Source organism: Bradyrhizobium sp. UFLA05-112 (assembly GCF_053572325.1).
Genome location: NZ_JBANBK010000034.1, coordinates 26,191 through 51,333, shown reverse-complemented (window position 1 = coordinate 51,333; position 25,143 = coordinate 26,191). Strand labels below are relative to the sequence as shown.

The 25,143-nt window shown below is 63.5% G+C and carries 28 protein-coding genes and 1 tRNA gene; 21 read left to right on the top strand and 8 right to left on the bottom strand.

The genetic code is table 11. The features are described from left to right. Positions 1–53: 53 nt before the first annotated feature. The 8 genes from glyA (at position 54) to SO180_RS20665 (ending at position 8,170) form a co-directional block, all read left to right on the top strand. The gene (gene glyA, locus SO180_RS20700) at positions 54–1,352 is read left to right on the top strand and encodes a serine hydroxymethyltransferase (protein WP_449380684.1); all 1,299 of its coding nucleotides are present in this window, start codon (positions 54–56) and stop codon (positions 1,350–1,352) included. Positions 1,353–1,369: 17 nt separating this feature from the next. Continuing rightward, positions 1,370–1,852 carry a transcriptional regulator NrdR gene (gene nrdR / locus SO180_RS20695; protein WP_449380683.1) on the top strand — a complete coding sequence of 161 codons (483 nt, stop codon included), beginning with the start codon at positions 1,370–1,372 and terminating at the stop codon, positions 1,850–1,852. Beyond that, a complete protein-coding gene (gene ribD, locus SO180_RS20690; RefSeq protein ID WP_449380682.1) occupies positions 1,849–2,997 on the top strand; it encodes a bifunctional diaminohydroxyphosphoribosylaminopyrimidine deaminase/5-amino-6-(5-phosphoribosylamino)uracil reductase RibD in 1,149 nt (382 codons plus the stop codon). Before nrdR ends, ribD begins: the two co-directional genes overlap by 4 nt. After that, positions 2,997–3,605: a riboflavin synthase gene (locus SO180_RS20685; protein ID WP_449380681.1), complete on the top strand. Its 609-nt coding sequence runs from the start codon at positions 2,997–2,999 to the stop codon at positions 3,603–3,605. Before ribD ends, SO180_RS20685 begins: the two co-directional genes overlap by 1 nt. Before the next feature lie 99 nt (positions 3,606–3,704). Next, complete coding sequence (ribH, locus tag SO180_RS20680) at positions 3,705–4,196, top strand: 6,7-dimethyl-8-ribityllumazine synthase (RefSeq protein WP_449380680.1); 492 nt, start codon at positions 3,705–3,707, stop codon at positions 4,194–4,196. 3 nt (positions 4,197–4,199) lie between these two features. After that, positions 4,200–4,694 (top strand): transcription antitermination factor NusB, encoded by a 495-nt coding sequence (nusB, locus tag SO180_RS20675; RefSeq protein ID WP_284263106.1) that lies wholly within the window; start codon positions 4,200–4,202, stop codon positions 4,692–4,694. 140 nt (positions 4,695–4,834) lie between these two features. Then, a complete protein-coding gene (gene thiL / locus SO180_RS20670; RefSeq protein WP_449380679.1) occupies positions 4,835–5,833 on the top strand; it encodes a thiamine-phosphate kinase in 999 nt (332 codons plus the stop codon). 216 nt (positions 5,834–6,049) lie between these two features. Beyond that, a complete protein-coding gene (locus SO180_RS20665; RefSeq protein ID WP_449380678.1) occupies positions 6,050–8,170 on the top strand; it encodes a sodium-translocating pyrophosphatase in 2,121 nt (706 codons plus the stop codon). A gap of 155 nt (positions 8,171–8,325) precedes the next feature. Here SO180_RS20665 and SO180_RS20660 read toward each other — a convergent pair whose 3' ends face one another. Together SO180_RS20660 and SO180_RS20655 are read right to left on the bottom strand one after the other, a co-directional pair. After that, positions 8,326–9,327 (bottom strand): Bug family tripartite tricarboxylate transporter substrate binding protein, encoded by a 1,002-nt coding sequence (locus SO180_RS20660; protein ID WP_449380677.1) that lies wholly within the window; start codon positions 9,325–9,327, stop codon positions 8,326–8,328. A 94-nt stretch (positions 9,328–9,421) separates the two neighbouring features. Continuing rightward, positions 9,422–9,898, bottom strand: coding sequence for an outer membrane protein assembly factor BamE (locus SO180_RS20655; RefSeq protein WP_449380676.1), 477 nt, complete (start codon positions 9,896–9,898; stop codon positions 9,422–9,424). Between the two features lie 98 nt (positions 9,899–9,996). Here SO180_RS20655 and SO180_RS20650 point away from each other — a divergent pair, with 98 nt between their 5' ends. From SO180_RS20650 to SO180_RS20620, 7 genes are all read left to right on the top strand, one after another. Next, the gene (locus tag SO180_RS20650) at positions 9,997–10,548 is read left to right on the top strand and encodes a ubiquinol-cytochrome C chaperone family protein (RefSeq protein WP_449380675.1); all 552 of its coding nucleotides are present in this window, start codon (positions 9,997–9,999) and stop codon (positions 10,546–10,548) included. Beyond that, positions 10,545–11,114 carry a YceD family protein gene (locus SO180_RS20645; protein ID WP_449380674.1) on the top strand — a complete coding sequence of 190 codons (570 nt, stop codon included), beginning with the start codon at positions 10,545–10,547 and terminating at the stop codon, positions 11,112–11,114. Before SO180_RS20650 ends, SO180_RS20645 begins: the two co-directional genes overlap by 4 nt. A 309-nt stretch (positions 11,115–11,423) precedes the next feature. After that, positions 11,424–12,485, top strand: a complete 1,062-nt coding sequence (gene plsX / locus SO180_RS20640) for a phosphate acyltransferase PlsX (protein WP_449380673.1) — start codon at positions 11,424–11,426, stop codon at positions 12,483–12,485. Further along, positions 12,482–13,459: a beta-ketoacyl-ACP synthase III gene (locus tag SO180_RS20635; protein WP_449380672.1), complete on the top strand. Its 978-nt coding sequence runs from the start codon at positions 12,482–12,484 to the stop codon at positions 13,457–13,459. Before plsX ends, SO180_RS20635 begins: the two co-directional genes overlap by 4 nt. A 136-nt stretch (positions 13,460–13,595) precedes the next feature. Next, positions 13,596–13,937: an integration host factor subunit alpha gene (locus SO180_RS20630; protein WP_254095658.1), complete on the top strand. Its 342-nt coding sequence runs from the start codon at positions 13,596–13,598 to the stop codon at positions 13,935–13,937. 24 nt (positions 13,938–13,961) lie between these two features. Further along, positions 13,962–14,534, top strand: coding sequence for a MerR family transcriptional regulator (locus SO180_RS20625; RefSeq protein WP_449380671.1), 573 nt, complete (start codon positions 13,962–13,964; stop codon positions 14,532–14,534). A gap of 97 nt (positions 14,535–14,631) precedes the next feature. Further along, a tRNA-Pro gene (locus SO180_RS20620) sits at positions 14,632–14,709 on the top strand. Positions 14,710–14,729: 20 nt separating this feature from the next. Here the strand turns inward: SO180_RS20620 and SO180_RS20615 are convergent. Continuing rightward, positions 14,730–14,954, bottom strand: a complete 225-nt coding sequence (locus tag SO180_RS20615) for a hypothetical protein (RefSeq protein WP_449380670.1) — start codon at positions 14,952–14,954, stop codon at positions 14,730–14,732. Positions 14,955–15,118: 164 nt separating this feature from the next. On the opposite strand from SO180_RS20615, the gene SO180_RS20610 reads away from it, so the two are divergent. Continuing rightward, on the top strand, positions 15,119–15,379 hold the full coding sequence (locus tag SO180_RS20610) for a BrnT family toxin (RefSeq protein ID WP_449380669.1): 261 nt from the start codon (positions 15,119–15,121) through the stop codon (positions 15,377–15,379). Continuing rightward, positions 15,360–15,665 (top strand): BrnA antitoxin family protein, encoded by a 306-nt coding sequence (locus tag SO180_RS20605; protein ID WP_449380668.1) that lies wholly within the window; start codon positions 15,360–15,362, stop codon positions 15,663–15,665. Before SO180_RS20610 ends, SO180_RS20605 begins: the two co-directional genes overlap by 20 nt. Before the next feature lie 110 nt (positions 15,666–15,775). Here SO180_RS20605 and SO180_RS20600 read toward each other — a convergent pair whose 3' ends face one another. Then, complete coding sequence (locus SO180_RS20600) at positions 15,776–16,252, bottom strand: DUF3833 family protein (protein ID WP_449380667.1); 477 nt, start codon at positions 16,250–16,252, stop codon at positions 15,776–15,778. A 734-nt stretch (positions 16,253–16,986) separates the two neighbouring features. On the opposite strand from SO180_RS20600, the gene SO180_RS20595 reads away from it, so the two are divergent. Continuing rightward, complete coding sequence (locus tag SO180_RS20595) at positions 16,987–18,357, top strand: IS110 family RNA-guided transposase (protein WP_449380666.1); 1,371 nt, start codon at positions 16,987–16,989, stop codon at positions 18,355–18,357. 149 nt (positions 18,358–18,506) lie between these two features. Here the strand turns inward: SO180_RS20595 and SO180_RS20590 are convergent, their stop codons facing one another. Both SO180_RS20590 and SO180_RS20585 read right to left on the bottom strand, forming a co-directional pair. Then, the gene (locus SO180_RS20590; RefSeq protein WP_449380665.1) at positions 18,507–18,746 is read right to left on the bottom strand and encodes a hypothetical protein; all 240 of its coding nucleotides are present in this window, start codon (positions 18,744–18,746) and stop codon (positions 18,507–18,509) included. A gap of 178 nt (positions 18,747–18,924) precedes the next feature. Continuing rightward, on the bottom strand, positions 18,925–19,236 hold the full coding sequence (locus tag SO180_RS20585; protein WP_449380664.1) for a hypothetical protein: 312 nt from the start codon (positions 19,234–19,236) through the stop codon (positions 18,925–18,927). Positions 19,237–19,272: 36 nt separating this feature from the next. Between SO180_RS20585 and SO180_RS20580 the strand changes: the two genes are divergently transcribed. Together SO180_RS20580 and SO180_RS20575 are read left to right on the top strand one after the other, a co-directional pair. Next, positions 19,273–20,244, top strand: coding sequence for an SDR family NAD(P)-dependent oxidoreductase (locus SO180_RS20580; protein WP_449380663.1), 972 nt, complete (start codon positions 19,273–19,275; stop codon positions 20,242–20,244). Positions 20,245–20,797: 553 nt separating this feature from the next. Next, positions 20,798–21,907 (top strand): alpha/beta hydrolase family protein, encoded by a 1,110-nt coding sequence (locus tag SO180_RS20575; RefSeq protein WP_449380662.1) that lies wholly within the window; start codon positions 20,798–20,800, stop codon positions 21,905–21,907. 6 nt (positions 21,908–21,913) lie between these two features. Here SO180_RS20575 and SO180_RS20570 read toward each other — a convergent pair whose 3' ends face one another. Further along, on the bottom strand, positions 21,914–22,420 hold the full coding sequence (locus SO180_RS20570; protein ID WP_449380661.1) for a MarR family winged helix-turn-helix transcriptional regulator: 507 nt from the start codon (positions 22,418–22,420) through the stop codon (positions 21,914–21,916). A 408-nt stretch (positions 22,421–22,828) separates the two neighbouring features. Between SO180_RS20570 and SO180_RS20565 the strand changes: the two genes are divergently transcribed. Further along, positions 22,829–24,313 (top strand): porin, encoded by a 1,485-nt coding sequence (locus tag SO180_RS20565; RefSeq protein ID WP_449380660.1) that lies wholly within the window; start codon positions 22,829–22,831, stop codon positions 24,311–24,313. A gap of 320 nt (positions 24,314–24,633) precedes the next feature. Here SO180_RS20565 and SO180_RS20560 read toward each other — a convergent pair whose 3' ends face one another. Then, the gene (locus tag SO180_RS20560) at positions 24,634–25,125 is read right to left on the bottom strand and encodes a GcrA family cell cycle regulator (protein WP_449380659.1); all 492 of its coding nucleotides are present in this window, start codon (positions 25,123–25,125) and stop codon (positions 24,634–24,636) included. Positions 25,126–25,143: the final 18 nt, after the last annotated feature.

Here is a 25,143-nt window from a genome sequence, read left to right as displayed (position 1 = left end):
ACAAGACCGACCGTAGCCCGCCAAAAAGGCTGCGGCGTTGGAGATATTCGCCGATGACTTCCGCAAAAACCGCCTCCGCGCCCGATTCGTTTTTCACGGCCTCCGTTGAGCAGGCCGACCCGGAAATCGCCGCCGCCATCAAGGGCGAGCTGGGCCGTCAGCGCCACGAGGTCGAGCTGATCGCCTCCGAGAACATCGTCAGCCGGGCCGTGCTGGAAGCGCAGGGTTCGGTGATGACCAACAAATATGCGGAAGGTTACCCCGGCGCGCGATACTACGGCGGTTGTGAATGGGTCGACGTTGCCGAGAATCTTGCGATCGATCGCGCCAAGCGGCTGTTCGGCGCCAACTTTGCCAACGTGCAGCCGAACTCGGGCAGCCAGATGAATCAGGCCGTGTTCCTGGCGCTGATGCAGCCTGGCGACACCTTCATGGGCCTTGATCTGGCCGCCGGCGGCCATCTCACTCACGGTTCGCCCGTCAACATGAGCGGCAAGTGGTTCAAGGCCTCGCACTACACGGTGCGGCGCGAGGACCAGATCATCGATATGGATGCGGTCGCCAAGCAGGCCGAAACGGTCAAGCCGAAGCTGATCATCGCCGGCGGCTCGGCCTATTCGCGCGCCTGGGACTTCAAGCGTTTTCGTGAGATCGCCGACAGCGTCGGCGCGTACCTCCTGGTCGACATGGCGCATTTCGCGGGCCTCGTGGCCGGTGGCGTGCATGCTTCGCCAGTGCCTCATGCCCACGTCACCACCACCACGACCCACAAGTCGCTGCGCGGTCCGCGCGGCGGCCTGATCCTGTGGAATGACGAGACGCTGACCAAGAAGCTCAACTCGGCGATCTTCCCGGGCCTCCAGGGTGGGCCGCTGATGCATGTGATCGCAGCGAAGGCGGTCGCATTCGGCGAGGCGCTGCGGCCGGACTTCAAGGTCTACGCCAAAAACATCGTCGAGAACGCCAAGGCTCTCGCGGAAACGCTGCGCGGCCACGGGCTCGATATCGTGTCCGGCGGTACCGACAACCATCTGATGCTGGTTGACCTCAGGCCGAAAGGCCTGAAGGGCAACGTCTCGGAGAAGGCGCTGGTCCGCGCGGCCATCACCTGCAACAAGAACGGCATCCCCTTCGATCCCGAGACGCCGTTCGTCACCTCGGGCCTGCGTCTCGGCACGCCGGCGGCGACCACCCGCGGCTTCGGCGTTGCCGAGTTCAAGCAGGTCGGTGGCTTGATCGCTGAAGTTCTGAACGCCATCGCGCAGTCGTCCGACGGCAAGGCGCCGCTGGTGGAAGCCGCGATCAAGGAACGGGTCAAGGCGCTCACCGATCGTTTCCCGATCTACCAGTAAAGCCGGATAACAAGCGGATGCGCTGTCCCAACTGCAACAGTCTCGATACGCAGGTGAAGGACTCGCGTCCGACCGAGGATTCGTCCGTGATCCGCAGGCGCCGCATCTGCGTCGCCTGCAATTTCCGCTTCACCACCTTTGAGCGCGTGCAACTTCGCGAGCTCACCGTGATCAAGCGCAACAGCCGCCGCGTGCCGTTCGATCGCGACAAGCTGATGCGCTCGGTGCAGATCTCCTTGCGCAAGCGGCCGGTCGAGCCCGAGCGGGTGGAGAAGATGGTTTCTGCCATCGTGCGCGAGCTCGAGACTGCCGGCGAAGCCGAGATCTCCTCGGAGGTGATCGGCGAGACGGTGATGGAGCATCTGCGCACGCTCGACGACGTCGCCTATGTGCGCTTCGCCTCCGTCTACCGCAATTTCCGCGAGGCCAAGGATTTTGCCGACGTGCTCGGCGAGCTTTCCGGTGAGGAGGAAGCGCGGCTCGCCGCGATACGCAAATGATCTTCCGCATCCTGGAGGATCAGCTCGCGCAGAAGGCCCGTGAGTCCAAAGACGCCGATCGTCGCTTCATGCAGCTTGCGCTGGCGCTCGGCCGGCGCGGGCAGGGGCGCACCTCGCCGAACCCTGCCGTCGGCGCCGTCATCGTCAAGGACGGCGTGATCGTCGGTCGCGGCTGGACGCAACCGGGCGGCCGTCCGCATGCCGAGCGCGAGGCGCTGCGGCGCACGGGCGAGGCGGCCCGCGGCGCCACACTCTACGTCACGCTCGAACCCTGTTCGCATTTCGGCAAGTCGCCGCCTTGCGCGGACGCCGTGATTGCGGCTGGCGTCAAGCGCGTGGTGGCGGCGATCGAGGATCCCAATCCGGAGGTCGCAGGACAAGGCCACGCGCGCTTGCGCGCCGCTGGCATAGCCGTCGATGTCGGGCTCTGTGCTGTGGAAGCGGCCTACGACCATGCCGGCCATTTCCGCCGCATCCGCGACAAGCGCCCGCATGTAATCCTGAAGCTTGCGGTCTCGCCCGACGACAAGATCGGGGCCGCCGGCGGCAAGCCGGTCGCGATCACGGGGGAGGCTGCGCGCAACCGCGTGCACCTCCTGCGTGCGCAGAGTGATGCCATCCTGGTTGGCATCGGCACGGTGCTTGCGGACGATCCACTCCTGACGTGCCGCCTGCCGGGCATGGAAGCACGTTCTCCGGTGCGCATCGTGCTCGACCGGAATTTTCGCATTCCGGCGTCGAGCCAACTCGTCCATTCCGCACGCGAGGCGCCGCTGTGGGTGATCGGCTCGGAGCTGGCGGAAGCTGCCTCAGCCACGCGGCTCGGCGCGGCCGGCGCCCAGGTCATGCGCATGCCGCCCGGCAGCACGCCGGGGCTCGATCTTCCTGCGATACTGCAGGCACTGGCCGAGAAAGGCATCACACGGCTGATGGTCGAGGGCGGCAGCCACGTGGCCTCGTCCTTCGTCGCGGCCGATCTGGTGGATGAAATCTGGCTGTTCCGTGGGACGGAAGCGATCGGCGCCCATGGCGTCGATGCGCTCGATGCATTGCCCCTGTCGAAAATCACGCAGTCGCCCGCCTTCAGGGTTCATGCTAGCGAAACATTCGACAGGGATACTCTCACCATCTACGAGCGCGCTTAATGTTCACCGGCATTGTCACTGATATCGGCGAGATCGTCAGCCTGACGCCGACGGCGCAGGGCCAGTTGCATCGCTTGCGCATCGCCTGCCGCTACGATCGTGCGACCATCGCCGATGGCGCCTCGATCGCCTGCAACGGCGTCTGCTTGACGGTGGTGGCTTCCGGCGTCGAAGGTGGCAAAACCTGGTTTGACGTTGACGCGGCTGCCGAGACGCTGGCGCTGACGACGGCAAAGCACTGGAAGACGGGTACGAAGCTCAATCTCGAGCGCGCGCTCAAGATCGGCGACGAACTCGGCGGTCACATCGTCGCAGGCCACGCCGACGGGATCGCGACCCTCGTCAGTCGCGAGGATTTGCCCGATATGGCGCGGTTCGAGCTCAAGACCACGCGGGAGCTCGCGCGTTTCATCGCGACCAAGGGCTCGATCACGCTGGACGGCGTGTCCTTGACCATCAATACGGTCAAGGACGTGACCTTTTCGGTCCTGATCATCCCGCACACCCTCAGCATCACAACCATTGGTGCATGGCGCACCGGGGACGAGGTCAATATCGAGGTCGATCTGATGGCCCGCTATGCGGCGCGGCTGACCGAAATGAAGTGACGGCGCCGCCGCCATTCGCGGCGATAGCGTCTTTTGAACTTGGCTTAACCGCTTGCGGCGACTACATAACGCGCCGACCTCAGTAGAACGGATTGAACGATGGCAGACGCGCGGCGCGCACCCCTGAAGGACCAGACCGACATTTCCGGCGCGCGTGCGCTGATTGTCGAAGCGCGCTTCTATGACGACCTCCAGGATGCGCTTCTGGAAGGCGTGGTCGCCGAGCTGATGGCGGCCGGTCTCACCCATGACGTGATCACGGTTCCCGGCGCGCTGGAAATCCCCGCGGCCGTGGCCATCGCGGTCGACGCTGCTGCGAGCAACGGGAAACCCTATGACGCCGTGATCGCGCTCGGTTGCGTGATCCGCGGCGACACCATCCATTTCGAGATCGTCTCGCAGGAATCCTCGCGCGCGCTGATGGATCTTGCCGTGGCGCGCAAGCTGCCGCTCGGCAATGGCATCCTCACCGTCAACACCGAGGAGCAGGCCTGGGCCCGGGCTCGCGCCAGCGAGCTCAACAAGGGTGGCGATGCCGCGCGCGCGGCGCTTGCCATGCTGCGCATCAAGCGCCGCCTGGCGCGGGCCTGAGCCATGGCGGACACCAGCAAGAAACAGCCCGGCGGGGTGGAGAAAAAGGCGAACCGACGCGGCGCCGCTCGGCTCGCCGCCGTGCAGGCGCTCTACCAGATGGACATTGCGGGCGCCGGCATCAATGACATCTTTGCCGAGTTCGAGAGCCATTGGCTCGGCAACGAGGTCGAAGGCGATAAGTATCTGCCGGCGGAAGCTGCCTTCTTTCGTGACGTCGTCTCGGGCGTCGTGCGCGACCAGAAGAAGCTCGATCCCCTGATCGACGAGGCGCTGTCGAAGGGCTGGCCCCTGAAGCGTATCGAGGCGATCCTGCGCGCAGTGCTGCGGGCAGGGGCCTACGAGTTGGAGCATCGCAAGGACGTGCCGGGCCGCGTCGTGGTCTCCGAATATGTCGACGTCGCCAATGCTTTCGTCGATCGCGAGGAGACCGGCATGGTCAACGCGGTGCTCGACCAGATTGGCCGCCACTTCCGCGGCGACGAGTTCGGGCGGTAGTCGTTACACATTCCGCTGTCATCACCCGCGAAAGCGGGTGATCCAGTACGCCGCGGCAGCGGTAATTGATCTCGGGCGTCTCGGCCTACTGGATCGCCCGGTCAAGCCGGGCGATGACAGTGGTGCGTGTGGATAGGCCGATGGCAAACGCTACAAATATCTCCGGCGAAGACTCGCTTATCGCGCGCTATTTCAAGCCGCTGGCGACTGACCCCGGCGCATTCGGGCTGGTCGATGATGCCGCCATCCTGAAATCCTCCGGCGAGGACATCGTCGTCACCACGGACGCCGTGGTCGAAGGCGTGCATTATCTCGCTAGCGACCCGCCCGATACCATCGCCCGCAAGGCGTTGCGGGTGAACCTGTCCGATCTTGCGGCGAAGGGCGCCACGCCGGCAGGCTTCGTGCTGACGCTGGCGCTCCGCAGCAAGGACGATGCCTGGCTGAAGCCGTTTGCCGATGCGCTCGGCGAGGATGCCAAGAACTTCACGTGCCCGCTGCTTGGCGGCGACACGGTCTCCACGCCCGGACCGCAGATGATCTCGATCACGGCCTTCGGCCGCGTGCCCCTGGGGCGGATGGTCGGCCGCACCGGGGCCAAAGCCGGTGACCGCATCATGGTGACCGGCACGATCGGCGATGCCGCACTCGGTCTCGCGGTGCTCAAGGGCGATGCTGCCGCGAAGGCGCTGGCATCCGATCCGGCCGCACGGGACGTCGTGGTCGCGCGCTACCGAATCCCGCAACCGCGCAACGCGCTGGCGCAGGCCGTGCGCGACTGTGCGAGCGCTGCGATGGATGTCTCTGACGGGCTTGCCGGCGATCTCGCCAAGCTCTGCGCAGCCTCAGGCGTATCAGCCACGATCGATACGGCCAGCGTGCCCCTGTCGGCGCCGGCCGCCGGCCTCGTTGCGCGCACCGCCGTCGGGATCGAGGCGCTGCTGTCCGGTGGCGATGACTATGAGCTTCTGTGCACTGTTCCTGAGTCGCGCTGCGCCGACCTGATTGTGGCCGGGCGGGCGCTGGGCGTGGCCGTGACCGCCATCGGAACGATAGTGCCGGGAAATGAGGCCCCGCGCTTCCTGGATGGCGCGGGCCGGGAACTGGTCCTCAAGCGGCTGTCCTACAGCCACTTCTAGCAATTTCCGCGAAACGGACGCCTACGACCTAAGGACCTGTCGAGATCGACGATTTTCGCGCCTGCGGCGTTGCACGGGCATGGCGGATTTGGCAAGGTCCCCGCCCATCGGGGCTGCTCCTTTTGGGGAGGAGCGGTCCCGCGTTAAGGCGCCACTCCGTCACAACGGGAAAGAATCGGCGCTGGGGGTACATCAAGGATCTGAGGCAAAATTCACATGACAGCATTATGGTTGATAGTGCTCTGCGGAGTGCTCTCTGTCGTCTACGCGATCTGGGCTACGTCTTCGGTGTTGGGCGCGGATGCGGGGTCGCCGCGCATGCAGGAAATCGCCGCAGCGGTCCGCGAGGGCGCTCAGGCCTACCTGCGACGCCAGTACACGACGATCGGCATCGTCGGCATTGTCATCTTCGTGCTGCTCGCCTATTTCCTGGGTATCTACGTCGCCGTCGGCTTTGCCATCGGCGCCATCCTGTCGGGAGCCGCTGGCTTCATCGGCATGAACGTCTCGGTTCGCGCCAACGTGCGCACCGCGCAGGCTGCGACGACGTCGCTCGCCGGCGGTCTCGAACTCGCCTTCAAGGCTGGCGCCATTACCGGCCTTCTGGTCGCGGGCCTCGCGCTCCTCGGCGTGACCCTCTATTTCGGCTTCCTGACCTATTCGCTGAAGCTTGCACCTGACAGCCGCACCGTCGTCGACGCCATGGTGGCGCTCGGCTTCGGCGCCTCGCTGATCTCGATCTTCGCCCGTCTCGGCGGCGGCATCTTCACCAAGGGTGCGGACGTCGGCGGCGACCTCGTCGGCAAGGTCGAGGCCGGCATCCCCGAGGACGATCCGCGCAATCCGGCGACGATCGCCGACAACGTCGGTGACAACGTCGGCGACTGCGCCGGCATGGCCGCCGACCTGTTTGAGACCTACGCGGTGACCGCGGTCGCCACCATGGTTCTGGCAGCGATCTTCTTCGCCAAGACGCCGATCCTCGCCAGCATGATGACGCTGCCGCTCGCGATCGGCGGCATCTGCATCATCACCTCGATCATCGGCACATTCTTCGTGAAGCTCGGGCCGAGCCAGTCGATCATGGGCGCGCTCTACAAGGGCCTGATCGCAACCGGCGTCCTGTCGCTGATCGGCATCGCCGGCGTGATCTACTACCTGATCGGCTTCGGCAAGCTCGAGGGTGTCGACTACACCGGTGCGGCGCTGTTCGAGTGCGGCGTGGTCGGCCTCGTCGTGACCGCGCTGATCATCTGGATCACCGAGTACTACACCGGCACCGACTATCGTCCGGTGAAGTCGATCGCCCAGGCCTCGGTGACCGGCCACGGCACCAACGTCATCCAGGGCCTTGCGGTTTCGATGGAGGCGACAGCGCTGCCCGCGATCGTCATCATCGCCGGCATCCTCGTCACCTACAGCCTTGCCGGCCTGTTCGGCATCGCGATCGCGACCGCCACCATGCTGGCGCTCGCCGGCATGGTCGTCGCGCTCGACGCCTTCGGCCCGGTGACCGACAACGCCGGCGGCATCGCCGAGATGGCGGGCCTGCCCAAGGAAGTACGCAAGTCGACCGACGCGCTCGACGCGGTCGGCAACACCACCAAGGCAGTGACCAAGGGCTACGCGATCGGCTCCGCCGGTCTCGGTGCGCTGGTGCTGTTCGCGGCCTACAACCAGGACCTCAAGTTCTTCGTTGCGGACTCCGCGAAGCATACCTACTTCGCAGGGGTCAATCCGGACTTCTCGCTCAACAACCCCTACGTCGTGGTGGGCCTACTGTTCGGTGGTCTGCTGCCGTATCTGTTCGGCGCGATGGGTATGACTGCGGTCGGCCGTGCGGCCGGCGCGATCGTCGAGGAGGTCCGACGTCAGTTCCGCGAGAAGCCGGGAATCATGCAGGGCACCGACAAGCCCGACTACGGCAAGGCGGTCGATCTTTTGACGAAGGCGGCGATCAAGGAGATGATCATCCCCTCGCTCTTGCCGGTGCTCTCGCCGATCGTCGTCTACTTCGTGATCTACGCGATCGCGGGCGGCGGCGCGGCCGGCAAGTCGGCGGCATTCTCGGCCGTCGGCGCCATGCTGCTCGGCGTGATCGTCACGGGTCTCTTCGTCGCGATCTCCATGACCTCGGGCGGTGGCGCCTGGGACAACGCCAAGAAGTACATCGAGGACGGTCATTTCGGCGGCAAGGGCTCCGATGCCCACAAGTCCGCCGTGACCGGCGACACCGTCGGCGATCCCTACAAGGACACGGCCGGCCCCGCGGTGAACCCGATGATCAAGATCACCAACATCGTGGCGCTGCTGTTGCTGGCGATCCTCGCGCACTGAGCAGCAGGGACAGCGCAAAACAAAACCCCCGCGGCGCAGGCCGCGGGGTTTTTGTTTTTTTCCCGTTGTCATTCCGGGGCGATGCGAAGCATCGAACCGGAATCTCGAGATTCCGGGTTCGGTCCTGCGGACCGCCCCGGAATGACTGACACCACCTACTGCACATCCATCTGAAGGCCTTCCTTCTGGATGATGCTCGCGAACTTCTTCGTCTCGGCGTCGACGAAGTCGGAAAACTGCTGCGGCGTGCCGTAGTCGGCGCGTGCGCCCATCGCGGCGATGTTCTTCCTGATGTCCTCGCGCGCGAGCATCGCCTTGACCTGCAGATTCAGCGCCTCGAGCACTGGGGCGGGCACGTTCTTTGGCAGGAACACGCCGAACCAGGATGACACGTCGAAATTGGCAAGCTCCGGCGCGCTCTCGCGCATGGTCGGAAGGTTGGGTGCGAGTTCGCTGCGCTCCGGCGTGGTGACGCAGAGCCCGTTCAGCGTGCCGTTCTGCACCTGCGGCAGGCTCGGATAGAGGTTGTCGAACAGGACCTGGATGTCGCCGGCAAGCGCCGCCTGGAGCGCGGGGCCGGCACCGCGGAACGGGATGTGCGTCATCTTCAGCCCGGTGAGCTGGAGGAACCAGGCGCCGGTGAGGTGAGGGCTCTGGCCGACGCCGGAGGAGGCATAGCTGAACTTGTCCGGATTGGCCTTGAGGAAAGCGATCAGCTCTCCGATCGACTTGATGCCTGTCTTCGGATGCGCCGAGACGATGTTCGGGATCCTGATCATGTTGGAGACCGCCTGGAGCTGCTCCGCATTGTAGCTGAGGTTCTTGAAGATGCTGTAGGCGATCGCGTTGGGGCCGGGGTTGCCGATCAGGATGGTGTGGCCATCCGCTTTGGCGCGCGCGGCTTCCGCGGTGCCGATGGTGCCGCCGCCGCCTGAGCGGTTCTCCACGACCGCCGACTGGCCCCAGACGGTTTGCAGATGCGCCGCGAGCAGTCGTCCCATGACGTCGGTCGAGCCGCCGGCGGCGGCCGGCACGATGATGCGGATGTTCTCGGTGGGCTTCCAGTCTGCCAGGCTCGTGCGCGGCAGAATCGCCGCCGTCGACAGGGCTGCCGCGCCGGTCAGCACGCGCCGGCGGGAAAACGATGTCCTTGTCACGAATCCACTCCCTGCCTCTTGTTTTGCAGGGAGCGTAGGGAAGGCGCCGTGCAACCGCAAGCAGCGCGGGGCGGCACGACGCCGCAGCCTGGCCTCAGTTGAAGCTGAGCAGCTTGAACAGCGGCGCGAGGTAGCTGAGCTCCTGGCCCGAGGTCGGCGTGGTGCGGCTGATGAAGTCGAAGATCTTGCCGTCCTGCAGGCCGTAATTCGCGAGCCGGCGGACGCGCCGATTCTTGTCGAAGTAGATCGCGATCACGCGCTGGTCGACCACACTCTGGTTCATGAAGGCGACCGGACGCTGGGAGCGCTGGGAGATGTAATAGAACACCTCGCCGTCGAGCGTTGCGACGGTGGAGGGCGTGCCCATCACGATCAGCACCTGGTCCTGGCTCGCCCCCAGCGGAATCTGCTCGAGCGCACCGGGCGGCAGGATGTAACCCTTCTGGAATTGTTCGCCGGTGCAGGCGGCAAGCGCCACGCTGACGAGCGCCGCGGCGGCGACGGCGCGCCAGCGCGCGTAACGGCCGCGCACCTTGGCGCTGCGGTGGCTGGTCTGGCTCGAATTGGTCATTCTCGGAACTATCCCGTCCCCTTGCGTCGCGCGAGGCGCTGAAGTACCGGGCAGACGCGGCGAGCGCAACCCGCGCGCACACGCATGCGGAACCCACAATGCTCTGGCCGTTCAAACACTTCAGGAAACCCCGGCTAGCCCCGCGCGGCACCATTGAGGCCATCTATGGCATGATCGTGACGCAGGCACGAGAACCCATGTTTTACCGGGACTTGGCCGTCCCGGACACAGTTAACGGCCGATTCGACCTGCTTCTCTTGCATTTGTGGCTCCTGCTGCGCCGGCTGCGGGCGGCTTCCGACGGCACCGAGCTCTCGCAGGCGCTGTTCGACCGCTTCTGCGAGGACATGGACGACAATCTGCGGGAGATGGGCGTCGGGGATCAGACCGTCCCCAAGCGGATGCGGGCCTTTGGCGAGGCCTTTTATGGCCGGGCCCGGGCCTATGACCAGGCCATGGACGAGGGCGACGAGGCGCTGGCGTCGGCGTTCTGCAAGAATATCTTGAATGGGACGGACAGCGCGCAGGCGCGGCGGCTTGCGGCCTATGCCAAGGCCACCGAGGCCGATCTCGCCAGGGCCGACCAGGGCGCGCTGCTGCGCGGTTCATTTGCGTTTCCACCGCCACCAGGGGAGCATGTGGCGCCATGACCAGACCCAACGCCGGACCCGAGACCGATCCGTGGCGCGCGCCAGTGATCGTGGCGCAGATCCCGGACACCGGCCTGCATCGGGACATCGAGGCATCGAGCCGCGAGCGCGAGGCCATGGCCGAGGTCGCGGGTGTTCGAGAGATCCTCTCCGCCCAGGCCTCTTTCGACGTATCCCCGAAGAGCGGCGGGCGGGTTCATGTCACCGGCAAGGTTCGGGCGCGAATCGGCCAGACCTGCGTGGTGACTCTCGACCCGATCGAGAGCGAGATCGACGAGGAGATCGACCTGGTGTTCGCCCCCGAGGCGGAGGCACGGCGACTGGCCGATCTCATCGAGGAGGGGCAGGACAGCGACGACGCGGAGGCCGTCCCCGAGCCGCCGGAGGCGATCATTGCCGGCGTCATCGACCTCGGGTGGCTGGCGACGGACGCCCTGTTTTTGGGCATCGACCCCTATCCGCGCAAGCCGGGGGTGGTGTTCGAGGCGCAGGTGACGGCGCCCGATCCCGGGGATCACCCCTTTGCCGTGTTGAAGGCGCTTCAGGACAAGCCCAAACGCAAATGAGGGCAAATCCCAGTGGGTCTGTGGCGGGCTTGCTTTGCGTTGTGCATGAATGGTTTGCCTCGTCAGGTCCAAAGATTGTTTCATCCGTTTGATTTCACGATGTTTTTCTCGCCGGGATGGGCCCGATTCGTGATCGTCCGGAATCCAAAAGACTGGGGGCAAGAGGTTGTTTCGGGGTGACAAAACGCTATTGTCGCGGCCCGGTCCGGGTGCGGTGTGGCGCCTGGCCGATCGCTGTTGATGATGGCGAACCCATTTCGCGGCCCCTCGAGTTCTTAGACCGCACGAGATCAGGTTTCCGGGACGTTCATGCCAAGCAAGGTTCGAATCGCGCTTGACGCCATGGGAGGCGATGTCGGCGCGCCCGTCGTCATTCCCGGCGCGGCCATCTCGCTTGCCCGGCATTCGGATATCGAATTCCTGCTGGTCGGCGACCGCGCCAAGATCGAGCCGGAGCTTCAGAAGCACGCCTCGCTGAAGGCCGCCGCGAAGGTGATCCATACCGACGTCGCCGTCAGCATGGAGGACAAGCCGAGCCAGGCGCTGCGGCGCGGCCGCAAGACCTCCTCGATGTGGCTCGCCATCGATGCGGTCAAGAAAGGCGAGGCGGATGTTGCGGTCTCCGCCGGCAATACCGGTGCACTGATGGCGATGTCGCGCTTCCACCTGCGCACGCTGCCCGGCATCGACCGCCCGGCCATCGCCGGGATGTGGCCGACCAAGCGTGGCGAGTCTGTCGTGCTCGACCTCGGCGCCACCATTGGCGGCGATGCGCACCACCTGGTGTCGCTGGCCGTCATGGGCGCAGCGATGGCGAGCGTGCTGTTCGACAAGCCGCGCCCCTCGGTTGGTCTGCTCAATATCGGAACCGAGGAGATCAAGGGCCACGAGGAGATCCGCGAGGCCGGCGAAACACTGCGCGCGATGAATCTGCCGGAGCTCGACTATCTCGGCTTCGTCGAGGGCGACGGCATCGGCAAGGGGCTGGCCGACGTGATCGTCACCGAGGGCTTCAGCGGTAACATCGCGCTAAAGGCAGCCGAGGGAACCGCGCGGCAGATGGCGGAACTGCTCCGCAATGAGATGCAGCGGAGCTGGATGTCCAAGCTCGGCTACCTCTTCGCGCGCGGCGCTTTCCAGGCCCTGCGCGACAAGATGGACCCGAACAAGTCCAATGGCGGTGTGTTCCTCGGATTGAGGGGACTCGTGGTCAAGAGCCATGGCGGAATCAGCGCCGAAGGCTTTGCCTATGCGATCGATGTTGGCTATGAGATGGTCCACTACGATCTCCTGACCAAGATCAATCAGATGCTCAACCGCGACGGTGGCGCGTTTAGTTCCGTGCCGACCGCGCAGGAGGCTGTTTCGTGACTCAAATTCGATCGGTCGTGCTCGGCTGCGGCAGCTATTTGCCGGAGCGTGTCGTGACCAATGCCGAGTTGGCAGCCCGCATCGACACGTCGGACGAGTGGATCGTGCAACGAACGGGCATTCGTGAGCGTCACATCGCGGCCGACGACGAGTTTACCTCGCACCTTGCGATCAGGGCGGCGCGCGCCGCGCTCGCGCATGCCCGGCTCGACCCGCAGGCGATCGACCTGATCGTGCTCGCGACCTCAACGCCCGACAACACGTTTCCGGCGACCGCAGTCGCCGTTCAGCACGGACTCGGCATCAACCATGGCGCGGCGTTCGACCTGCAGGCGGTCTGCTCCGGCTTCGTGTTCGCGCTCGCCACTGCCGACAACTTCCTGCGCACGGGCGCCTACAAGCGCGCGCTGGTGATCGGCGCGGAAACCTTCTCGCGTATCCTCGACTGGAACGACCGCGGCACCTGCGTGCTGTTCGGCGACGGCGCGGGCGCGATCGTGCTGGAAGCGCAGACGCAGGCCGGCAAGACCTCCGACAGCGGCGTGCTGACCACGCATCTGCGTTCGGACGGTCGCCACAAGGCCAAGCTGTTCGTCGATGGGGGCCCCGGCTCGACCAGGACGGTCGGCCATTTGCGCATGGAAGGCAAGGAGGTGTTCAAGCACGCCGTCGGCATGATCACCGACGTGATCGTCGATGCCTTCAACGCCACCGGCATGACCGCCGAGGACATCAACTGGTTCATCCCGCACCAGGCCAACAAGCGAATCATCGATGCGTCCGCCCACAAGCTGCATATTGCGCCGCAGAAGGTGGTGCTGACCGTCGACAAGCACGGCAACACCTCGGCGGCCTCCATTCCGCTGGCGCTCTCGGTCGCAGTGAAGGACGGTCGGGTGAAGAAGGGCGACCTGCTGCTGTTCGAAGCCATGGGCGGCGGTTTCACCTGGGGTTCCGCACTCGTCCGCTGGTAGTAGAGCGCGTTCGATAAAATTTTGCCGAGATTGCGGGCCACTTTGGCGACTCAAAGCAGGGATGAGCGGGTTGACCGTCGTCTCGTAACCTCATAATTTTAGACGACAATTGTTCGCCGTGATGTGGGGCAGGGCGATGACCGAGACTAGTAAAACCGTAACGCGTGTTGATCTCTGCGAGGCCGTCTACCAAAAGGTCGGCCTGTCGCGGACGGAATCGTCTGCCTTCGTGGAACTCGTGTTGAAGGAGATCACCGATTGCCTCGAGCGGGGCGAGACGGTGAAGCTGTCCTCGTTCGGTTCCTTCATGGTGCGTAAGAAGGGCCAGCGTATCGGCCGCAATCCGAAGACCGGTACCGAGGTGCCGATTTCGCCGCGCCGGGTGATGGTGTTCAAGCCGTCCGCCATCCTGAAGCAGCGGATCAATTCGCAACACAAGGCCAATGGCGACGGCAGCAAGACTCAAGCCGAGGCATAATCGCCTCCCATAGGAGAGCCGCATTTGGACAAGGCGCCGGATGCGTTCCGCACCATCAGCGAAGTAGCGCAGGACCTCGACATCCCGCAGCACGTCCTGCGGTTCTGGGAGACCCGCTTCTCCCAGATCAAGCCGATGAAGCGCAGCGGCGGCCGCCGCTACTACCGCCCCGACGACGTCGACCTGCTCAAGGGCATCCGCCGGCTGCTCTATGGCGAGGGCTATACCATCCGCGGCGTGCAGCGGATCCTCAAGGAGCACGGCATCAAGTCGGTCCAGGGGCTCGCCGATTCGTCGGCCGCGGTCTCGTTCGGCGCGATCGAGGACGCGATCGGCCAGAGCCTGATGGAGCCCGAGGAGGAGCCCGAGATCCGCGGCGTCGCCGATACCGACGATGACGACTACCAGGGCGAGGAGGAGGAAGGCATCGATTTCCGCTTCGCCGAGATCGACGACGAGGAAATCCTCACCACCTTCCGCAAGGGCGCAAGCGAACGCGCTGGCCCGAGCCCGGCCGACCGGGAGCGGCTGGAGCGGGTGCTCCAGGACCTCGTCGCCTGCCGCGAACTGCTCGACGAGGCGCTCAAGGTCGGCTGAGCAGGGGCATCCTGCGACTTCAAGGGGATGTTCCCGGTTTTCCGGGCGGTTCAGGCGCCTTGCGCAAAGCCGCGATCCTAGCTATGGGAACGGCATTCGGAGCGTGGCGCAGCCCGGTTAGCGCACTAGTCTGGGAGACTAGGGGTCGGAGGTTCAAATCCTCTCGCTCCGACCAAAATTCTCAACAATGTCAGATCAGGTTTCGGGCGGTCGGCGCCAGCGGATCGCCCCGTTGGCGGTCGTCCCGGCAAAACGGCGAAAACAACCCCATGCATAGTAGCCGCCGACGGGTGGCGCCAGGCGCAGCGGATTTTGCGAAATCATTGAGACGTCGAGGTAAATCGGCGGACTGACGCCATCCTGGCGCGGGGCCCCCTGTAAGACCCGGGACCCGGCGCTGGCGCGCACGATCTGACCCATGGTCGTCGTCCTCACGTCGGGCAAGCCGAACAGGCTCCGGCGTCGAGCTTCTATCTGGTTCGCGGCGCATAAGGGACATTGGCGCACGCGGCGTGGATAGCTTCTGAAGCCGAACCATCTCACTACCTTGACCCAAAACCATTTTGTATCTACAAAATAATCCGGTGAAAATCATATGGGACGAACCGAAGCGCCTCGCGAATCTTGACAAGCACGGGATGAATTTCGCCGATCTCAATGAGAGATTCTTCGATCGGGCATTCGTGTTGCCGGCGCGAGGAAAGCGCTATCGTGCAATCGGCGTGAATATTCGCGGAGTGATTTGTGTCGTCTTTGCCGTTTACGGCAAGGAGGCCATCAGCATCATCAGCATGCGCCCTGCAAGCAAGGATGAGAGGAAGGCATATGAAGAAAACCGCCGCTAAGAAAAAGACGTCAAAGAAGCGCTACACAGCGAGCGATATGCGCGCAGTGAGTGACAATCCGGAATGGACGAAGGACGACTTCGCAAAGGCCCGCCCGTTCGACGAAGTTTTCCCGGGCATGCGCAAGGGGCGCGGCCCCAACAAGGCGCCGACAAAGAAAGCCGTTTCTCTCCGATTGAGTCCTGAAGTCGTTGAGCACTTCAAGCGCGGAGGGCCACGGTGGCAAAGCCGAATTGATGAAACCCTCGTGAAAATCGTGAGGCGTGACACGAAGGCGCGCGTCTAACCAAACCACTGCCTCCGCTCCTCACCCGATCGCAATCCGGCTGCCAATCGTGCGGCGTCTGCGTCGTGCGCTCGGGCCATTTTGCGCGAGGCTGGTCGCCGCCCGAACCGTCAGACCTTCCGATAGGTGACATGCCCCGTCGCGAACGGGATGCCGGCTCGCCCGGCGCTACCTCGCACGATGCAGGCTCGCTCGTCGATCGCGTAGAACCAATCGTCGAAATTCAGCTTGAAGGATTTGCCGCCGGCTTGCGGCGTGTCGCGGGTGTACTTCCAATGGAATGCGCAGCCGGCTTGCTCGCCTATGGCCTCGCCTTCAAGGCGATTTTCCAACCCGGTGTACTTGCCTCCGTCGCCTTTTCGTATCGTCCAATGCAGCGTGTCCGTGTGTCCATCATCGAACGTATAGGTCTCGATGAACACCACAGTATCAGTGTCCGCATCCAGTTCGCCGTGGCCTTCTATCGTTGCGCGCTTCAGTAATCCGCCAACCAGGCTCTCCAATACGGCCCAGCCTTCGAGCCGTCCGACGAAAAATCGCTCGGGAAGAAACAGCGGCGTTGTGGATCTGAAAGCCTCGATCGCCATCGGTAAGCCCATTCGGAAAGCGTCTAACCAAGTCGCTTGCACCGACGAGGTTCCTGATCAGTGCGGAAACATGCTCGGCTCGGTGCGCTCGACGATCCGCAGCACGCTCTTGCAGGCCGGACATTCATACGATCGAATTTCGTACCGCCCGGCGGCCGGTTCGCTTCGGACGAATGTGCGCGGCTGGTCGCACGGGGTGCAGCGTGGCCTTTCGAAGTATTGATTGCGGTTCATGGCAGAACCCAAATCGCAGCGTCAGGAAAAGAAAAGGAAACGTCCACCCGCAAAATATCGGGCGGCCACCGAGTCCAATATCAAGCGGCTGATCTCAGCCTCGGTGCAAGTATCGTATTCGCGACGCGAGCCTACAAACGGTTCGGTATCCGACGCTTCCTGTCGGAACACAGTGCGAGTGGCAGCTTGGCCACAGCATCGCGGTCATTTTCGGGCGGACGAACGTGTCTGATCTCAATCGCCGGATGATAGTTCAATTTTCAAAAACCGTCTAGCACAGCGGCGCGCCTGTGCGGCTTAGAAACAGCCTTGTGTATCCTCTGCGGCTGGGAGGGTAGCGGCCGTTTGATTATTGGAGGCTCAATCCCCGTCAAAAAACATGGTCCATGGGTGCATGCGGACTTGAGAGTGGTGACGCTGCTTCGACAGCGACCCCGATTAGGAAGATGACGATTGGCATAGCCCAGACCCTCCTACTCATCATTGATTGGAGGATTGCCATGCCCAAGAGGACGACCGGAGCCCGACCGGAACTGAAGCTGATCAACGTCGGGGCCGCCGCCATCGACATCGGATCAAGGATGCATATGGCTGCGGTTAACCCCGCCGCTTCTAACGACCCACCTGTGCGTGCTTTTGGCACATTCACCCAAAACCTGCATGATCTGGCAGATTGGTTCAAAGCCTGCGGCGTGACGAGTGTCGCGATGGAATCTACCGGGATCTATTGGATCCCCGTCTACGAGATTCTGGAGCAGCGCGGGTTTGATGTGATTTTGGTCAATGCGCGCTACGCCAAGAACGTTCCTGGACGCAAGACCGACGTCAGCGACGCTGCGTGGCTGCGCGAGCTTCATTCCTATGGCCTGTTACGCGGCAGCTTCCGACCTGATGCTGAGATCGCAACCCTGCGCGCGTATCTGCGTCAACGGGAGCGACTGGTCGAATATGCCGCCGCCCATATACAGCATATGCAGAAGGCTCTAATGGAGATGAATCTGCAGCTCCATCATGTGGTCACGGATATCACGGGCGTAACCGGCATGCGGATCATCCGAGCCATTGCCGCAGGTGAGCGGAATCCTGACGTCTTGGCAACCTATCGGGACGTGCGGTGCCATTCATCCATCGAGACGATCCGCGCAGCACTGGTAGGCAACAATCGACACGAACATGTCTTCGCGTTGACCCAATCGCTGGAACTTTACGACGTCTACCAAGCGAAGATACTCGACTGCGATCGCAAGCTCGAGGTCCTGATCGCTACACTGAACAGTAAGGGCGCAAAGCCGGCCGGGAAGCTATCCAAGCCACGCATCAAGACTAAGCAAGTCAACACGCCCACCTTCGACGTCAGAACCGCACTCTACCGAGTGCTCGGCGTCGATCTGACCGAGATCCATGGGTTGGGACCATCGCTGGCATTGAAGCTTGTCGGCGAGTGTGGCACCGATCTGAGGGCCTGGCCGAGTGCTAAGCACTTCACTTCCTGGCTCTGCCTTGCACCCGGCAACAAAATCTCCGGCGGCAAGGTGCTTTCGTCGCGGACACGGAGATCCTCCAGTCGGGCAGCCGCACTGTTGCGGTTGGCAGCAACGACCGTCGGACGTAGCGATACGGCGCTCGGCGCATTCTATCGCCGGCTATCCTCACGTGTGGGTAAGTCAAAAGCGGTGACAGCGACCGCTCGGAAGATAGCAGTTCTATTTTACAACACTCTTCGGCACGGCATGAGCTACAGGGATCCAGGCGCCGACCACTATGAGCAACAATACCGCAGCCGCGTCCTTGCTAACCTTCGACGCCGTGCCAAGTCGCTAGGCTTTGTATTGCAGGCCATTCCGGGAGACGCCAATCCGGCTGTTTCTTAGGAAATCTACAATAATCAAATGCTTGCCTCCGCTTCGGAAGGCTGGGGCCGAGGTTTAGATCCTCTCGCTCCGACTGTTTTCAGCACGTTTTGCAAGAGGTCGGCAGAAACCGGTCCTCCGGGCGTTTCCTCCCCTTTCGGGGTAGGGCCTTAGGCGTGGCCCTTGATCTCGTAGTGACCTGGCACACACTTGTAGCGTTCGATGCGCCAGTTGACGTGATAAATCGGGTGCTCACCCATCCATTTTGCGAGTTCGGCCTGCGCGCCGACCGCACACTGCATGAGCGAGATTTCGGGCGTCATGTTGCTGTCGGTGACGATTTCCTCGACGCAACCGCCTGAGGCTGCTGCGCCAAGCCGGCAGAGCACGGCCACGACGGTAATAAACATGCATTTCACCTCTTTGGTTGTTACTCGCCATGAGGAGATGCAAGTGGAGTGCCACGCCCTGTGTCGATCGCGACACGATGGCTTGAAGACTCACCTCAGCTTTTCGCCCCATTTGATGATTCGGATTGTAAAAAAAATCCCCTCAATCCGAAGCCGGACAAATACGGGGAACCGGCTGCTATGAACCATCGTAAAGGCGGCGTCGCCGCTCGCCCGCTTCATCGCTGTGGTTGCAGCCGGTAGGTTTGAACGCGGTGAAGGCCGCAATCGTGGTCGTGCGCTCGAGCTGCGGGAGAAGCTGCTCACGCTGTGGAATGCGATCACCGCCGACAATCTTCCCGCCTGCAATGCGCCATGCGATGTCCATGCGGCGGAATAATTCGTCCGCCGACTTTTGCCGTCGTCGTGCCGCAGCGCCGGCCTGCTTTACCGCAGGCGCGGCGCTGCTACACTTTGCAGCGGCCCATGCATTGCCCGCGAAGGCCAACAAGACCAACAACCAGACCAATAGCGAGGGGCCGAGCCCATGAAGGACTTTTCCGGAAAGATCGCCGTCATCACCGGCGGGGGAACGGGGATGGGGCGCGAGCTCGCGCGCCAGCTCGTCGCCGAGGGCTGCAACGTCGCGATGTGCGATGTCTCGGAAGCCGCGATGGCCGAGACCAGGCGGCTGTGCGAGGTCGAGAAGCTGCCGCAGGGCCTGCGCGTCACAACCCATGTCGCCGACGTCGCGATCGAGGATCATCTCAAGCGCTTTCGTGACGAGCTTGCCGAGCAGCAGAAGACCGACAGGATCCATCTGTTGTTCAACAATGCCGGCATCGGCGGCGGTGGCAGCCTGTTCACCAACACGCGCGAGCAGTGGGAGCGCACCTTCAACATCTGCTGGGGCGGCGTCTATCTCGGCGTGCGCACCTTCCTGCCGATGCTGGTTGCGGCCGACGAGGCGCACATCATCAACACCGCGAGCGTCAACGGCTTCTGGGCCTCGATCGGCATGGGGCAGGCGCACACCGCCTACAGCTCGGCCAAATTCGCGGTGAAGGGGTTTACGGAGGCGCTGATCAACGATCTCCGCCTGCACGCGCCGCACGTCAAATGCTCGGTGGTGATGCCCGGTCACATCGGCACATCGATCGTCTCCAACTCGCGCAAGGTGCAGAGCGGCGACGGCTCAGAGCGCCTCAATGCCGACGAGGTCGCGCTGACCCGAAAGCGCATGGTCGCGGCCGGCGTGCCGGATGCCGACAAGATGTCGGACGAGGACGTCCAGGCGGCGTTCGCCGAGCGTGCTCGCAGCTTTCGCGAGGATGCACCGACCACGGCCGCGCAGGCCGCGAAGATCATCCTCGACGGCGTCAAGGCCGAGCGGTGGCGCATCCTGGTCGGCGAGGACGCCGTGCGCCTCGATCAGCGCGTGCGCGCCACGCCCGAAGAGGCCTATGAGCGCGCCTTCTACGAGGGCTTTGCCCGGGAGGTCGGTTGGCGGCTGGGGTGAGGCGAGGGGCGGTATTGCCAATTCGATGTCGTCCCTGCGAAGCCATGCCATTTTTGCAGGAGTGTCGTGTGTCCACGTTGTAGCCGTCATGCCCCGCGAAAGGCGAAAGCGGGCACCCAGTACGCCGCGGCCTCTCCATATACGTCACTGTCTCTGGAATACTGGATCGCCCGCTTTTCGCGGGCGATGACAGCGAGAGTGGGGCGAAGGCTTCAACAACCTCGTCAGGCGAAGCGCATCCGAAGTTGTGCGCGCGCTGAGGCGATGATCCCGGATTGCGCTTCGCTGCGGGTCGCTCGGTCTCGGGAGCATTGCGACTCGGTTGCGGGCCAAAGAGCAGCCGTCGCAGCGAGTTGACGCAGAAATTTTGCTGCGGCGGTCGCGATCGCGAAGCAACGGGATGTCGCCCACGCGATATCACGAAGTCACTCAAGCGATCTTGATCGCCAGGCGGGCCGTTGCGGGCTCGTTTCGGCCGCCGGTACCTTGGTAGCTGGACCAAAATAAGTTATTCGGTCAATTGTTGAAGATAGCAAATGAAGCTTCGTTTCGCATGATCCCCGCCTGCCTTCCCGACGATTGGGCTTTCTGGCCGGAGCGGGAAGACCTCTCCGCCGAATTCATGCGATTGCTCGCGGCCGCCCAGGAGGGCGGGGCGACGATCGCCGAGTGCCTCCTGATCGCGCGACGGATCAGGCGCGGCGACGAGCTCTCCTGGCATCGCGAATGGCTGGCGCTTGCGCAGACCAATCGCGAGCGCGGCGACGCGGCGTTCGCCGGCGGCCATATCGCCACCGCCCAGCGCAACTGGCTTCGCGCCATCAGCTACTACAATGCCGCAGCACTTCCGCTCGAGCCTGCGGACCCGCGGCGCACTGAGGCGGTTTTGGCGATGCAGGGTTGCGCGCGCAGCTTCCTCAAGGTGAGCAGTCCCGCAGGCGAGGTCGTCACGATGCCGTGGCTGAACGGTCATTCGCTGCAGGGCTACTTCCTGCCGGCGCAGCCGACGGGCTGGCCGCGGGCGACGGTGGTCTGCATTGGCGAGCCCGGGCATCGCAAGGAGGAGTTCTTGATCAAGCTCGCGCCGTTCGCGCGCGAGCGCGGCCTGTCGATGCTGGCGATCGATCTTCTGGGCGAGCGCAGCGACGATGACCTCGACAGGATCCTGCGCCGGCGCGATCTCGAGACCTCGATCACCGCGATCATGGACTATCTGTCGTCGCGTGCCGACGTCGACTTCGGCCGCGTCGCCATCCTCGCGGACGGCTGGGGCTCCTCATTCGTGGCCCGCGCGATCGTGCACGAGCCGCGGCTCGCGGCGGCGGTGTGTGACGGCGGTCTGTGGGATCTGCACGAGCGCGCCTTTCTCGCCAACCGCATCATGCTGCGCGATGCCAGCCTCGTCCCCGGACCCGAGGCCACCCTGATCGCCCGCGACATCGATTGTCCGGTGCTGATCACGCTCGGTGACGACGGCTGGCTGAAGCCGGACCGCGCGCGGCAGATGGTGCAGCAGGTGCGCTCCACGCGGTCGGATGTGACGCTTCGGGTGTTCACCGCCGAGGAGACCGCCGCGGCGCAGTCGCATGCCGACAACCCGACCCTTGCCAACGAGTACATCTTCGACTGGCTGGCGTCGCGGCTTGGTCAGTTGCCGGCTTAAAGAATCTCAGAAATCCAGCGCGACCCTTACGCAGGCCTTCTCGAGGCGGTTCTTGACGGAGGCGAGCTTCTCGGTGAACGCGGTCAACTCGTCCTGGTCGAACTCCTCGAACACATATTCCCGAATCGCCTTGTACTGCTCGGTGAGGCTTGCGAGATGCTTCTGCGTCTTGTCGGTGAGCGACAGCCGAACCACTCGCGCGTCGGTCGGCGAGGGCTTGCGGCGCAGCAGGCCCTTCTTCTCCAAAAGCTTCGACTGGGTGGTGATGAAGGACGGATCGACGTGGAGTAGCTTGGACACGACGTTGACGGGAACGCCGTCGTCCTTGTCGAGGTCGGAGATCGCCATCAGGATCATCCATTGTGGCCCGGAGATGCCGAGCGTGCGGGCCCAGAACTGTCGAAGCTCCTCGAGATAGTTGTTGATCGAGGAGATCTCCCAGGTGAAGCACTTGATGATGTCCAGATGTCCGACGGAGCGATGACGCGCTCCGTCCTTCCTCGTCGCGGACACGGCTTCCCTCCTCGTTTGATCCTTGTCACCGACGCTATCGGCACCCATTGTCGATGCAAGTTTGCTCTGAGGCAACGTGCCAGAGCAAGGTAATTATGTCACGCATATTACACAGATGACCTGGTCAGCCTTGGCTGCGGCCGGTCGGTGTTGCGCCCGGGTCACAGCGCGGCCGCAATCATATAGCTGATCTAATAAACTATTTTGATTAGCAAAGTGACGCATGCATATTCGCGCCCGACGGTTCAAGGGGATTCTTCGGCCGTCCCGTTGCAGGTGGTTCGCACAGGTTGCCCGCGCGAAGGCGCGCGCCTCCGAAGGCGAAAAGCGGCCGAGCGGTTTTCAAAAGGCGGGGATCTGGGGGCTGATGGCCCGCCTCGCCATGAATGAGCAACTTGGAGGTTGAATATGAAATTGGTGAAGAGCCTTTTGCTCGGCTCAGCGGCGGGTCTGATCGCCGTGGGCGGAGCACAGGCAGCCGATCTCCCCGTGAAGGCCAAGGCGGTCGAATACGTGAAGATCTGCTCCCTGTACGGTGCCGGATTCTACTACATGCCGGGCACTGACACCTGCATCAAGTTCGGCGGCTACCTGCGTGCCGACGCGACGGTTGGCGCGGGCGACTATTCCTTCCAGCAGGGCGCGAACCAGGGTTCGAACAACCGTCTGACCAACTACTGGTACAGCCGCGCTCGTATGGACTTCACCGTCGACACCCGCACGGCGACCGAGTACGGCGTTGTGCGCACCTACGCGGACATGGTGTTCACCTGGACGAGCAACACCTTGACCGGCAGCAACCCGTCGGCGCAAGGGGCCTCGGACGGTAGCGCCCAGCTTGGCCTTTACCATGCGTTCATCCAGTTCGCCGGCTTCACCTTCGGCCGCACGGTCTCGATCTTCGACGCTCCGTGGCAGAGCTATCCGGCCGGCGGTCCCGACACCATTCCGGGCGGTTCGAACAACGTCAACGGCATCAACCAGGTTGCCTATACGGCTGACTTCGGCCAGGGCATCACCGGTTCGGTGGCCTTGCAGGATATGACGACGGCGACAAACGGCCAGTCGAACCTCTGGAACGTGTCCTCGGGTACGGCCGCTCAGTTCGTGACGGGCGTCTACGGTGCCAACGATTGGGGTGGCACGCGTTCTCCCGACATCGTCGGTGCTGTTCGCGTCGACCAGGCCTGGGGTCTGGCCCAGATCTCGGTTGCCGCGCATGACATCCATTCCGCTTACTACGGCACCACGGAAGTCTCCGGTCACCCGGCTGACAAGTGGGGCTGGGCGGTTCAGGGTTCGTTGTCGATCAAGAACATCCCGACGGGACCTGGCGACAACATCAACCTGCAGGCCGTCTACACGGATGGTGCGAGCCGCTACAACTTCCAGAGCCTGTTCCCGCAGAGCTTCTTCATCTTCAGCGGCACCGGCTTGACTGGCGCCTACCAGAGCACTGGTTTCGCTGGCATTGCTGACGGCGTCTTCGGCACCGGCACCGGCATCGACACCGTCAAGACCTGGGGCTTCCGCGGTGGCTACACCCACAACTGGAGCCCGAACTGGGCGAGCGCCATCTACGGTGGCTATGCTCAGCTGAAGTACGGCACTACGGGCAAGGCCCTGATCTGCACCAACTTCGCTGCGATCGCCGTGGCCGGTTCGACCTGTAATCCGGACTTCAACTTCGCGGTCATCGGTGTCAACACCGTGTGGACCCCGGTCAAGAACCTGGCGTTCACCGCGGACGTGAACTGGACGCATCTGGACCAGAAGTATACCGGCGCGATCAACAGCCCGGGCATCACTTCCGCTGCCAAGCCGGCCGCCGTGTATGAGCTGAAGGACCAGAACTCGGTCAGCATGCTCCTGCGCGCCCAGCGCAACTTCTAAGATCGATCTCTCGACCGATCAGAGAACCCCGGCGGGCAACCGCCGGGGTTTTTTCTTGGCCGTTTTTCTTGGCCGTTTTTCTTCGCAGATTTTGTTGGCTGCTTTATCGCCGCCCGGCTCTGGCAGAGCAGGCCTTACGTGAAACGAAGGCGTGCCATGCAATTCGTTCGCTCTCAAATTTATTTACTTAGCTGATTTACTCAGCTATATTCCTCCAGCCGACAAGTTGAACTGACGGCTCCTGGCTTCATGCTAGGCCTCCAAAACCTCCGGCAGTGCCCTGCCGGAGGTTTTTACTTTGTGGTGGCTGCGAGCAGCAGTCAGCTACGCACGAGGCGCCCGCGCGAGTTTGGCCGGTAGGCGAGGCGCGCGTGGCCCGTGCAATATGACTGGCCGTCGGGCGAGGCGTTGCCGCAGAAGCAGAAGTCATCCGCGCCGGGTGTCGAGATCGGCCAGCGGCAGCGGTTCTGGGTCAATTCGAGCAGCGAGCAGCGGTTGGTCTCATCGATCGGCGCGAGCGCTAGCGGCGTTTCGGCCTCGTCATGGATCGTGGCGAGCATTTCATATTGCAGCCTGCGGAGGGTCCGCAGGGCCCGCGCGGTACTCTTCTCCGCGCTCCGCTCCTCCCGCCTCGGACCGCGCGTCAGGTTGAGGCGGCTGAGCTTGCCGATAACGGCGTTGCGGCTGACGCCGATATCAGCGGCGATCTCGCGGCAGGATAGGCCGGCGTGAAAATGGCTTTTCAGAAGTTCGATGCGCTCAACGGTCCAGGTTGCAGCGGACGTTGGCGAGGTCGGTGAAACAGCAGGCATGTTGTGACGGTCCCAGGT

Bases quoted from the DNA above. Each gene is read 5' to 3' on its own strand.
- glyA (WP_449380684.1), top strand. From the start codon at position 54: ATGACTTCCGCAAAAACCGCCTCCGCGCCCGATTCGTTTTTCACGGCC.
- nrdR (WP_449380683.1), top strand. From the start codon at position 1,370: ATGCGCTGTCCCAACTGCAACAGTCTCGATACGCAGGTGAAGGACTCG.
- ribD (WP_449380682.1), top strand. From the start codon at position 1,849: ATGATCTTCCGCATCCTGGAGGATCAGCTCGCGCAGAAGGCCCGTGAG.
- SO180_RS20685 (WP_449380681.1), top strand. From the start codon at position 2,997: ATGTTCACCGGCATTGTCACTGATATCGGCGAGATCGTCAGCCTGACG.
- ribH (WP_449380680.1), top strand. From the start codon at position 3,705: ATGGCAGACGCGCGGCGCGCACCCCTGAAGGACCAGACCGACATTTCC.
- nusB (WP_284263106.1), top strand. From the start codon at position 4,200: ATGGCGGACACCAGCAAGAAACAGCCCGGCGGGGTGGAGAAAAAGGCG.
- thiL (WP_449380679.1), top strand. From the start codon at position 4,835: ATGGCAAACGCTACAAATATCTCCGGCGAAGACTCGCTTATCGCGCGC.
- SO180_RS20665 (WP_449380678.1), top strand. From the start codon at position 6,050: ATGACAGCATTATGGTTGATAGTGCTCTGCGGAGTGCTCTCTGTCGTC.
- SO180_RS20655 (WP_449380676.1), bottom strand. From the start codon at position 9,898: ATGACCAATTCGAGCCAGACCAGCCACCGCAGCGCCAAGGTGCGCGGC.
- SO180_RS20650 (WP_449380675.1), top strand. From the start codon at position 9,997: ATGCTCTGGCCGTTCAAACACTTCAGGAAACCCCGGCTAGCCCCGCGC.
- SO180_RS20645 (WP_449380674.1), top strand. From the start codon at position 10,545: ATGACCAGACCCAACGCCGGACCCGAGACCGATCCGTGGCGCGCGCCA.
- plsX (WP_449380673.1), top strand. From the start codon at position 11,424: ATGCCAAGCAAGGTTCGAATCGCGCTTGACGCCATGGGAGGCGATGTC.
- SO180_RS20630 (WP_254095658.1), top strand. From the start codon at position 13,596: ATGACCGAGACTAGTAAAACCGTAACGCGTGTTGATCTCTGCGAGGCC.
- SO180_RS20615 (WP_449380670.1), bottom strand. From the start codon at position 14,954: ATGGGTCAGATCGTGCGCGCCAGCGCCGGGTCCCGGGTCTTACAGGGG.
- SO180_RS20605 (WP_449380668.1), top strand. From the start codon at position 15,360: ATGAAGAAAACCGCCGCTAAGAAAAAGACGTCAAAGAAGCGCTACACA.
- SO180_RS20600 (WP_449380667.1), bottom strand. From the start codon at position 16,252: ATGGCGATCGAGGCTTTCAGATCCACAACGCCGCTGTTTCTTCCCGAG.
- SO180_RS20595 (WP_449380666.1), top strand. From the start codon at position 16,987: ATGCCCAAGAGGACGACCGGAGCCCGACCGGAACTGAAGCTGATCAAC.
- SO180_RS20590 (WP_449380665.1), bottom strand. From the start codon at position 18,746: ATGTTTATTACCGTCGTGGCCGTGCTCTGCCGGCTTGGCGCAGCAGCC.
- SO180_RS20580 (WP_449380663.1), top strand. From the start codon at position 19,273: ATGAAGGACTTTTCCGGAAAGATCGCCGTCATCACCGGCGGGGGAACG.
- SO180_RS20575 (WP_449380662.1), top strand. From the start codon at position 20,798: ATGATCCCCGCCTGCCTTCCCGACGATTGGGCTTTCTGGCCGGAGCGG.
- SO180_RS20565 (WP_449380660.1), top strand. From the start codon at position 22,829: ATGAAATTGGTGAAGAGCCTTTTGCTCGGCTCAGCGGCGGGTCTGATC.
- SO180_RS20560 (WP_449380659.1), bottom strand. From the start codon at position 25,125: ATGCCTGCTGTTTCACCGACCTCGCCAACGTCCGCTGCAACCTGGACC.